This window comes from Saccharopolyspora oryzae (genome assembly GCF_027853915.1).
GTDB lineage: Bacteria > Actinomycetota > Actinomycetes > Mycobacteriales > Pseudonocardiaceae > Saccharopolyspora > Saccharopolyspora oryzae.
On sequence record NZ_JAQGLA010000016.1, the window covers coordinates 17,865 to 26,959 of the forward strand.

Consider the following 9,095-nt stretch of genomic DNA (forward strand, 5'->3'; position numbering starts at 1 on the left):
GTCTCCTCAAGGTGCGTCGGTGCTGGTGCGGAAGCGGTCGCGGTAGGCGCTGGGCGGGATTCCGAGCTGGCGGACGAAGGCGCGGCGCATGGTCTCGGCGCTGCCGAAACCGCAGCGCCGCGCGATGCCGCGCTGGCCGGTCTCGAGCAGCGCGCGGGCCGCTTCGACGCGCGCCCGCTCGACGTAGCGGCCCGGGCTGGTGCCGACTTCCCTGGTGAACAGGCGGGTGAAGTGCCGCGGGCTCATGGCCATCCGGTCGGCCATCGCCGGGATCCGGTGATCGCCCGCCGGGTTCGCGGCGATCTCGGCGAGCAGGTCGTGCAGCGCGCGGTCGCGGACCGGTTTCGCCGAGTTCCACACGCTGAACTGCGACTGCCCGCCCGGGCGCTGGAGGAACACCACGAGCCACTTGGCGATCGAGCGGGCGACCTCCGGGCCGTGGTCGTCCTCGACGAGGGCGAGCGCGAGGTCGACCCCGGCGGTCACCCCGGCCGCGGTGAGCACCGGGGTGTCGCGGACGTAGATCGCGTCCGGTTCCACCACGACGTCCGGGTAGGACTCGGCGAGCTCGGCGCACTTCGCCCAGTGCGTGGTGGCCCGGCGCCCGTCCAGCAGCCCGGCCTCGGCCAGCAGGAACGCGCCGGTGCAGACCGAGGTGGTCCGCCGGGCGCGCTCGGACAGCCGGCGCAGCTGCTGGACCAGCGCGGGATCACCGGCGGCTTCGCGGAACTGCCAGCCGCCCGCCACCACGAGGGTGTCGAGCTCGTCGACGTCCGGCAGCGCGGCGTCCACGCCCAGCCGGACGCGCGACGAGGTGACCACGTCGTCGCCGCTGAGCGAGGCCAGGAGCACCTCGTAGCCATCGCTGACCAGGTGCCGAGCGCCGTCGAACACCTCCAGCGGTCCCGCGACGTCCAACAGCTGGACGTCGTCGTAAACCACGATGACCACTCGGTTCCTGCCCACGTCACCGAGCTTGGCCGCGCCGCGGGACGTCCTCAAGGACGAGCACCCCACCGATCAGGACAGGTGCGGGCTGTCAGTCGGCCAGCATCCTGCTCAGCCAGCCGATCGAGAGCGGGTAGCGGTACTCGATCCCGCCGTGCCCGCCGTCGAACAGCTCGAAGTGGACCCGGTTGTCCGGTACTCCGGCGGCCGATACCGCTCGCCGGAACGCCGCCGCTCCGGCGTCGAGGTGGTACTCGTCCCGGTTGCCCGCATCGATCCACAGAGCACGCAGGGAGCCCAGTGCGTCCGCGTACTCCGGCTGCGCGGCCATCAGCACCGGGTCCCACGCGAGCCACCGCTGCCAGACCTCGGGGACGATCGCCCCGATCTCGTCGAACGGCAGGCGCACGGTGCCGTCCTCGTCGGCCGAGTAGGCCGCGGCGTAGGCGTACACCTCGATGAGCTCGAGGTCGCTGGGCTTGGTGCCGGGGATCCGGCTCCGGAAGTCGGCGAGGAACTTCTCGTACGATCCGCCGTACTCGTCGCGCAGCATCCGGAACCGGCGGGGCAGCTCGGCCCGGTAACCGGTCTCGAAGAGTGCGTCACCGGCGTGGGTGGCCAGGGCGCCGAACACGTCGGGTCGCAGCATCGGGGTCACCATCGCGGCGTACCCGCCGGTGGACTTGCCGGCGATCGCGCGGTGGTCCCGGTCGGGGATGGTCCGGTAGTTCGCGTCCACCCACGGCACGACCTCGTCGCAGAGGTAGGTGTGGTACCGGCCGGTGGCCGGCGAATCGAGGTGCTGGCTGCCGCCGAGCGACGTCCAGGCGTCGAAGTAGACGACGATGGCGGGAGGCACGTCTCCGCTGGTGAACATCGCGTCGATCAGTTCGGGGTAGGCCTGCCGGAAGGCCGGGCGGTTGAGCGACATCCCGATGTGCCCGCTGTAGCCGGGCAGCCAGAAGATCGTCGGGTAGCGGCGCTCGGGCTCGTCGTCGTAGCCCGGCGGCAGGTGCACGAGCAGCGGCCGCTCGTGCGGGTCGCCGAGCGGGTTGCCGCGCAGCACTGCGCTGTCGATCGTCCGGTGCTCGAGCCGACCGCCGAGATCGGCTGACCAAGGCCACATCGATGTCCTCCGGTTCGGGAAGTGGTGTCGATCGTGGTGCTACTCGGGGCAAGCCGCGTCCACGCCCAACGGCCGTTCGACAACGGTGCGCAGCACGATGGTCGTGTTCGTGCTGATGACCGGTGGGATGGCGCGGATGCGGTCGAGCGCTTCCGCGAGCTCGCCCGTCCCGGGCACGCGCACCTTCAGCAGGTAGCAGTCCTCGCCCGCCACTTCGTGCACTTCGAGCACGCAGGCCTCGCGTTCGAGCCGCTCGTTGACGACCGCCTTCGCGGCTTCCCCCGGCTCGAAGCGGAGCGCGATGAACGCCGCCGTGCCCGCGTCAACGCTCACCGGGTCGAGGTCCGCGTGGTAGCCGGTGATCACCCCGTCGCGTTCGAGCCGTTGCAGGCGATCCCGCACCGATGGTTCGGAGAGCCCGACCGTCCGCGCGAGCGCCCGGACGGTCTGCCTGCCGTCCGCCGTCACCGCTCGCAGGATCGTCCGGTCGATGTCGTCCAGCTGTCGCGTCATGTCGAGAACTTGCCCTTCATGGTCGGTTACCCTAGTCTCTCGAAAGCATCTTGTCGAATACTCCTTGTTTAATGAGGCGATATGCCTGACAAGGCTAATTTAAAGTCATCTCATCACTCCCTGCTCCCCTGGCTGGCGCTGATCACCGTGTGGATCGTCTGGGGGTCCACCTACCTCGGCATCCGGTTGGCGGTCGACACGATCCCGCCGCTGCTCATGGCCGGCCTCCGGTTCCTGGCCGCCGGCGCGGTGCTGTTCGCGCTCGTCGGGCCGCGCCACGCTCGCGGGGCCCAGCGCGTGACCGTTCGGCACCTGCGCTCCGCTCTGATCATCGCCGCCCTGCTGCTGGTCGGCGGCAACGGCCTGCTCAGCGTGGGCGAGACGAGCGTCGATTCCGGGCTGGCCGCGCTCGTCGTGGCGACCGTGCCGGTCTGGATGGTGCTGATCAACGCGGCTGTGACGCGGACGCGGATCACGGCCGCCATGGTGCTGGCGCTGGCCCTCGGCACGGTGGGAGTCGCAGTGCTCGTCGGCGGGCCCGGTGCCAGCGTCGACGTCGGCGGTGCGGCCGCCGTGCTGATCGGATCGCTGTGCTGGGCGGCGGGTTCGGTCTACGCCCGCCGCGCCCCGCTGCCCCCGCACCCGCTCGTGGTGGCCTCGGTGGAGATGATCATCGGCGGGCTGCTGCTGGTCGCCGCCGCTGCCGCGACGGGCGAGTTCGGCCGCCTCGACCTCGCGGAGATCTCCGCCGGTTCGATCGCCGGTTTCCTGTGGCTGGTCGTCGCCGGATCCATGATCTCCTTCACCGCCTACAGCTACGCCAACGCCACCCTGCCCAACGACGTCGTCGTCACCTACGCCTACGTCAACCCCGTGGTCGCCGTCGTGCTCGGGGCCCTGCTCGGCGAGGAGGCGCTCAGCCCGAACGTGCTGCTCGGCGGGGCCATCATCGTCAGCGCGGTGGTGCTCATCGTCGGCGGCAAGGCCGTGACGCAGCGCCTCCGCCGCCGGACCCCGCTGCCGAACGACTCGCCCCGCCCCTCCGCCGGACCCGCGCTACCGAAAGGCTCACGCTGATGAACCCCCTGGACACCGCACGCCACGTCGAGGCGACCCGGGCCGTGGGGGCGGAAGTGTGGCGCATGGCCGAGAACCGGCTCGACGCCGCCGTGCCCGCCTGCCCGGAATGGCGGATCCGCGACGTCGTCCACCACCTCGGCAACGTGGCTTCCTTCATCCGCGCCTGCGTCGAGCAGGGCGTCGGCGAACCTGAGTTCACCGACGCCGAGATGCGTCCCGACGAGCGGTTGATCGAGTGGGCTGCCGAGGAGTGGGACCGGGTTCTGGACCGCCTCGCCGCAGCCGATCCCCTCGCCGCCGCGTGGAACTGGTCCACCCAGCCGCACATCGTCGCCTTCTGGCCGCGGTGCCTCACGCACGAGGCGTTCGTCCACGGCTGGGACATCGCGGATGCGGTGGGGGAGTCGCTGGCGATTCCCGCGGAGGTCGCAGCCGACGGCGTGGACGAGATCCTCGCGGTCCACCTGGCCGCCGGGGTCCGCGACGGCAGGCGTTTCGCCCGCACCGGCCGGATCGAGGTGCACAGCACGGACACCGGTGACCGCTGGCTGGTGGAGACCGCTGCCGCGTCTGTGCGCACCAGAGCGGCGGCGCCGGGCGAATCCTGCGACGCGCGGATCGCGGCCACCGCCGAGGATCTGTACCTCGACCTGTGGGGCCGGACCCGGCTGCCGCTGGACCCGAACGAGCGGGAGTGGGCGGATCAACTCGCTGCCGGTTGACCGGTCGCGATCTCCGCCGATCGATCGCGGGCGGGGGATCAGGGCAGGGGTTGCTCGGCGTGTCCTGCTGCGTAGGCCGCTGCGAAGGTTTCTGGGGTGGATTCGGGTGCCCGGGCGGTGATGCGGTCGACGTCGGCGCGTTCTGCCGGGGGCGCACCGACCGCATCGCGGATCGCCGTTGCCCTTCCGAGCAGGTGCGCGGCAGCTCTGGTGTCGCCGACGAGTGCTTTGGCGCCGGGGAGACCCTCGGTGTGGAAGCGGGTCGCGGCCTGGGCGTCGGCGCGTTGCTCGGTGATGAAGCCGAGCTCGGTCAGGGCGACACCGGGCAGGTCGCCGGCTCGGCGCTCCAGCTGAGCTGGCGCTGCTACAGCTGACCACAAGCGAACCCGCGCGGACGAACCGGACTTGGGGCGACCGGGACAAGACCTACTCGCCCGAGGGCCGCGCCCACATCGCCCGGATCGACGTTGTGGACATGGTCGTGGTGATCTTCCCGGTGTGATGGTTCGCCCCTCCGGCGATCCTCAAGGGTTGGATCGACCGCGTGCGGAACTACCGGTTCGCCTACGGGCGTAGCGAACCGCGGTTGGCCGGCAAGCGCATGCTGTGGCTGGGACCGGCCAGTGGGTCGAGCGAGGGTTACGCGGAGGTGGGACTCGCCGAGACGATGGACGTGCAGCTGCGGGTCGGCATCTCGAACTTCTGCGGGATCGAGGACGCGGAACTCCGGCTCATCCACGACCTCGAAACCTCGGACGCCGAGCAGGTGATGACCGATTCGACGCGGCGGCGTAGCAGTTCCTGGACCGCTGAACCGGTGGGTGCCGACCGGCTCAGCGGTCGGCACCCACCAGCGCGCGCAGGACCGCTTCTGCGTGCGTCCAAAGCAGGGAGCCTGAGCGAAACCGTCGCCTGCCGGAAGACCGGTCCGAATAACGACGCCTAGTAGACGGCCAGGTTGACCTCCGGGCTGAACCTGGTGATCAGCTGCCACAACGCATCGGCGCTGCCGAACTCGACGAAGGACTGCTCGGCAGCGGCCGGGTCGGAGGCAATCAGCGGCCCGGCGAGGCCTGAGCCCGGAGCAGTCGACTGAGATCAACCGGATGCCGAGCGCATCGGCGAGGTCGGTGCCGAACCCGAGCCGACGACCCGTCGCCGCGCCGGGGCAGAGAAGTACGGGGAGTCCCGTCCTCCGACCCCATTCGGCACGGGCGAGATTCCAGCCACCGGAAAGCCGGTGTTGTCCAAGGCGGACCGGTTCCACTACGTCCACGACAGTCGATTGTGGACATCTCAGTATCGGGGCGTTAGCGTTTCCGCCTCGGATGCGAAAAAGGTGCCAGCTAGAGGAATCTCCCTTGATGAAGGTATGACGCATGGTCTCGGCGCTGCCGAAGCTACAGCGCCGAGCGACACCGCGCTGGTCCGTTTCGAGTAGCGGGCAAGCCGCTTTGACGCGCGCCCGCCTGAGGTTGCGGCCCGGGCTGGCGCCGATTTCCTTGGTGAACAGCCGGGTAAAGTGGTGCTGACTGACACACGTTCAACTGTGCTTGACCTTAGTTCAGTTCCAGTGGCAGCTGAACTGGCTTCTTGCCATAGTGAAATGCAACTTTCTCTCTCAACTCGTTCATTGTGTTGCAGGTTTTTGCGATACCGATGACCTGATGAATGTGCGTGATTAGTGCCTGGAGACCGATATCTTCGGTAAGCCACTGATGGTAGTTTTGCCCTTTTTGTGGGGTTGGTTTTGTTGTGCGGAGATGGTTGGCCACGTCTGGATCTAGCGCATCGTAGATGAGAGCGAGGACCAGCTTCCCCCACCATCTTGGCCTGGAATGAAGTGGTCCGCTCCAGTTTGTTAGTCGTCCGAACTCTTCCCACAATGCGTCTGGAAAAGTCTTCTCCCAGTCGCGCAGCTCGTCAAGGACGTACGCTCGCAACTTGACCTGGAGGGCGTCTTCGGCTCGCTCGTACTGGTAGCCTGTCGCCTCATCGATGAGGGCGTCCAGGCCAACCTTTGCGCATGCGGCGAGCAGGACTGCTGATTTCATCGCCAGCTCCTGCTGGCGTGGCGTGGTCAACTTTCCGTCCTGGTGTGCGTTTACATAGGCTCGACAGATATCAAGAAATGCGTCAGCGCGAATTCCCTTGCCGGTGAACTGTGTTCCCGGAATGGAGAATTCGACTGCGCTTGCCAGGATTCGACGGCTGTCGAGATGGTCTCGCAGGTTTTGGACTCCGATGTAGCTGTCCAGGTCGCTTCCGTCGACTCCTGTCAGTGCTCGAACCGCCGACCTAAGAGCGAGTACTCGAATTTCCGAGTCGAGAACATAGCAGTCTAGATCGTTATTTCCAAGCTGGATCTGGCCGACGTGTTTTGCGAATGGACTTCGCGGTAGGGGGTTCTTTGGCTTTGCCACGTCTGGCGGCTTCCTTGGGATCGGGTGCGCTTCGCATTGGTGGAGCGACCATAGCGGGAGGGGCTGACAGGCGAGGGGCAACATGAGTGATATTTCGCAGCGCCCCCCGTTTGGCCTAGTGCAGGTGGTGAGAGGCCCCGTATGGCCTCCGCGCCCGTCGTTAAATAGTTCTGGTGATGCTGCACAGGGGCCAGGCCGGCTGGGCCTGCTCACATGGCCAGTTGTGCGACGATCCGGAGGGGCAGCCCTGACCTTTCGTCGGGCTGAGTGAGATCGCCCCGCGCTGCCTAGCCTGGTCAAGCGCGGCCGCTGCGGGGCCACTTGCCTGCTCTATGCGAGCGCGGCCGCGAGTGGAGAGTAGGCGGGCCTGAAGGAGCCGCTGAAGTAGATGCGGATGTCCAGACTGCATCTGGTCTACCGGACGAGTTTGAGAGGTCGGCGTTGGGCACTCTGCATGAGTGGCCAGCTTGCCAGTTCTCGTGGGAGCGCTCGTCTGGCGGCGTCTACATAGGATGAATCTGGACCGTCGTCAGGCCGTGGAAGCAGGCCGAAAGATGAAAAAAGACGCCGACCAACGAAAGGGTGTTTTCGCTGGTCGGCGCCTTGGTCAAGCTAGGTGCCTCAGCCCTGCTTGGTCTCCCAGAAGATCTTCTCGATCTCCGCGATGTGGTCCAGCAGTTCCTGGCCCTTCTGCGGGTCCATCGAACCCTTGGTGCCAGCGGCACCGGCTGCCTTGGTGGCCTTGTTGACCAGCTCGTGCAGCTGCGGGTACTTCTCGAAGTGCGGCGGCTTGAAGTAGTCGGTCCACAGCACCCACAGGTGGTGCTTGACCAACTCGGAGCGCTGCTCGGCGATCAGAATCGCGCGAGTGCGGAACTCCGGGTCCTCATTGGCCTGGTACTTCTCCTGGACCGCCTTGACGGACTCAGCCTCGATGCGCGCCTGGGCCGGGTCGTACACGCCGCACGGAAGGTCGCAGTGCGCGGTGGCCTCGAGGCGGGGGCTGAGGATGCGCGACAGCAGTCGCATTTTTCCTCCCTGACAGTGAGTGCTCCGACAGGGCCGACCCTACTCTGGAAGATCCTCGACGTCCTACTGGAGGTGGGCTGTGAGATCGCTCGGGCGGTGGCCGTGGCGCCGCTTGCTGGTGCGGGGCCCTTCGATGGTTCCCACACTGCGGGACCGCGATGTCGTGCTGCTGCGGCTTCGCGGTCGCGCCCGCCCGCGCGACGTCGTCCTGGTGCGGTGGGCGCAGCGGCCGGGGCAGCTGTCGGTCAAGCGCGCGGTGCGCCGCGAGGACGGCGGTTGGCACGTCGAGGGCGACAACAGCTTCGGCTCGACGGATTCCCGCGAACTGGGCCCGGCCGAAGTCCTCGGCGTCGTCCGCTGGCGGCTGTGGCCGAATCCGGGGCGCCTGCGCTGATCTGTCAGGCGCGCAGGGTTTCGTAGTGGGCCAGGCAGGTTTCGTACTGCGGAAGCAGGCCCTGCTCGGCGGCTTCGGCGAGGGTGGGGGCGGTGCGGTCCTTCTCGGACAGGACCGGTTCACCGTCCACTTCGTCCCAGGGGAGCGCGAGTTCCGGGTCGAGCGGGTTGATGCCGTGCTCGGCGCCCGGGTTGTACGGGGTGGAGCAGAGGTAGCTCATCACCGTGTTGTCGGTCAGCGCGACGAAGGCGTGCCCGAGGCCTTCCGGCACGTAGAGCGCGCGGTACTCGGTGGAGTCCAGCCGGACCGCGTCCCAGCGGCCGAAGGTGGGCGAGCCGACCCGGATGTCGACCACCACGTCGAGCAGCGCGCCCTGCGGGCAGTACACGTACTTGGCCTGGCTGGGCGGCACGTCGGAGAAGTGCACGCCGCGGATGACGTTGCGCGCGGACACGCTGTGGTTGGTCTGCGCGACCCGCAGCGGGTGTCCGACGGCTTCGGTGAACGCCGGTTCCTGGAACGGCGCGACGAAGAGGCCGCGGTGGTCCGGGAAGGACTTCGGGGTGAACTCGAACGCGCCCGTGTTCTCAAGTCGACGTGCCTGCACGTCCGAAAGCCTATGGGTCCGGTCGGGGGACGGTTCTCAAGGGGCGGTGGCAGCAGAACGTGCGTACTGCACAAGGCCGGGAAAAAACCCGAGTTCGTTCCGGCCTCCGCAAATTATGAAAACCGTACGTACGTACTGGCCTTTTCGAATCGAAATAGGACGTCCGTACTGCGAGAATCCGTTGACATTTTGTTGAAGTTGCTGGTGAGCTTGTGTGATCCCGGTCGCTGACATTGATCTGGAGGCCTGGCAC

The 9,095-nt window shown here is 67.7% G+C and carries 10 protein-coding genes and 1 pseudogene; 4 read left to right on the forward strand and 7 right to left on the reverse strand.

Going from position 1 to position 9,095, the window contains the following annotated elements:
* Positions 1–6 precede the first annotated feature (6 nt).
* The 3 genes from OU415_RS13515 to OU415_RS13525 form a co-directional block, all read right to left on the reverse strand.
* Positions 7–966 (reverse strand): GlxA family transcriptional regulator, encoded by a 960-nt coding sequence (locus OU415_RS13515; RefSeq protein ID WP_270949055.1) that lies wholly within the window; start codon positions 964–966, stop codon positions 7–9.
* 73 nt (positions 967–1,039) lie between these two features.
* On the reverse strand, positions 1,040–2,074 hold the full coding sequence (locus OU415_RS13520) for an alpha/beta hydrolase (protein ID WP_270949056.1): 1,035 nt from the start codon (positions 2,072–2,074) through the stop codon (positions 1,040–1,042).
* A 39-nt stretch (positions 2,075–2,113) separates the two neighbouring features.
* Entirely contained in the window at positions 2,114–2,587 is a 474-nt protein-coding gene (locus OU415_RS13525) for an Lrp/AsnC family transcriptional regulator (RefSeq protein WP_270949057.1), read from the reverse strand.
* Between the two features lie 81 nt (positions 2,588–2,668).
* Here OU415_RS13525 and OU415_RS13530 point away from each other — a divergent pair, with 81 nt between their 5' ends.
* Both OU415_RS13530 and OU415_RS13535 read left to right on the forward strand, forming a co-directional pair.
* Positions 2,669–3,664, forward strand: a complete 996-nt coding sequence (locus tag OU415_RS13530) for an EamA family transporter (RefSeq protein WP_270949058.1) — start codon at positions 2,669–2,671, stop codon at positions 3,662–3,664.
* Positions 3,664–4,389, forward strand: a complete 726-nt coding sequence (locus OU415_RS13535) for a maleylpyruvate isomerase family mycothiol-dependent enzyme (RefSeq protein ID WP_270949059.1) — start codon at positions 3,664–3,666, stop codon at positions 4,387–4,389. The genes OU415_RS13530 and OU415_RS13535 overlap by 1 nt, the downstream gene beginning before the upstream one ends.
* A gap of 38 nt (positions 4,390–4,427) precedes the next feature.
* Here OU415_RS13535 and OU415_RS13540 read toward each other — a convergent pair whose 3' ends face one another.
* Positions 4,428–4,769, reverse strand: coding sequence for a hypothetical protein (locus OU415_RS13540; protein WP_270949060.1), 342 nt, complete (start codon positions 4,767–4,769; stop codon positions 4,428–4,430).
* Between the two features lie 134 nt (positions 4,770–4,903).
* Between OU415_RS13540 and OU415_RS13545 the strand changes: the two are divergent.
* Positions 4,904–5,335 (forward strand): annotated as a pseudogene (locus OU415_RS13545) (NAD(P)H-dependent oxidoreductase); the annotation flags it as partial.
* A gap of 613 nt (positions 5,336–5,948) precedes the next feature.
* Here the strand turns inward: OU415_RS13545 and OU415_RS13550 are convergent.
* Both OU415_RS13550 and sodN read right to left on the reverse strand, forming a co-directional pair.
* Complete coding sequence (locus tag OU415_RS13550; protein ID WP_270949061.1) at positions 5,949–6,812, reverse strand: P63C domain-containing protein; 864 nt, start codon at positions 6,810–6,812, stop codon at positions 5,949–5,951.
* Between the two features lie 621 nt (positions 6,813–7,433).
* Positions 7,434–7,841, reverse strand: coding sequence for a superoxide dismutase, Ni (sodN, locus tag OU415_RS13555; protein ID WP_270949062.1), 408 nt, complete (start codon positions 7,839–7,841; stop codon positions 7,434–7,436).
* A 133-nt stretch (positions 7,842–7,974) separates the two neighbouring features.
* Here sodN and OU415_RS13560 point away from each other — a divergent pair, with 133 nt between their 5' ends.
* Positions 7,975–8,235 (forward strand): S24/S26 family peptidase, encoded by a 261-nt coding sequence (locus tag OU415_RS13560; RefSeq protein WP_270949063.1) that lies wholly within the window; start codon positions 7,975–7,977, stop codon positions 8,233–8,235.
* 4 nt (positions 8,236–8,239) lie between these two features.
* Here the strand turns inward: OU415_RS13560 and OU415_RS13565 are convergent, their stop codons facing one another.
* Positions 8,240–8,842 carry a dTDP-4-dehydrorhamnose 3,5-epimerase family protein gene (locus tag OU415_RS13565; protein ID WP_270949064.1) on the reverse strand — a complete coding sequence of 201 codons (603 nt, stop codon included), beginning with the start codon at positions 8,840–8,842 and terminating at the stop codon, positions 8,240–8,242.
* Positions 8,843–9,095 lie beyond the last annotated feature (253 nt).

Excerpts from the sequence above, each read along its gene's own strand:
- OU415_RS13560 (WP_270949063.1), top strand. The coding sequence starts at position 7,975 with ATGGTTCCCACACTGCGGGACCGCGATGTCGTGCTGCTGCGGCTTCGC.
- OU415_RS13520 (WP_270949056.1), bottom strand. The coding sequence starts at position 2,074 with ATGTGGCCTTGGTCAGCCGATCTCGGCGGTCGGCTCGAGCACCGGACG.
- OU415_RS13525 (WP_270949057.1), bottom strand. The coding sequence starts at position 2,587 with ATGACGCGACAGCTGGACGACATCGACCGGACGATCCTGCGAGCGGTG.
- OU415_RS13535 (WP_270949059.1), top strand. The coding sequence starts at position 3,664 with ATGAACCCCCTGGACACCGCACGCCACGTCGAGGCGACCCGGGCCGTG.
- OU415_RS13530 (WP_270949058.1), top strand. The coding sequence starts at position 2,669 with ATGCCTGACAAGGCTAATTTAAAGTCATCTCATCACTCCCTGCTCCCC.
- sodN (WP_270949062.1), bottom strand. The coding sequence starts at position 7,841 with ATGCGACTGCTGTCGCGCATCCTCAGCCCCCGCCTCGAGGCCACCGCG.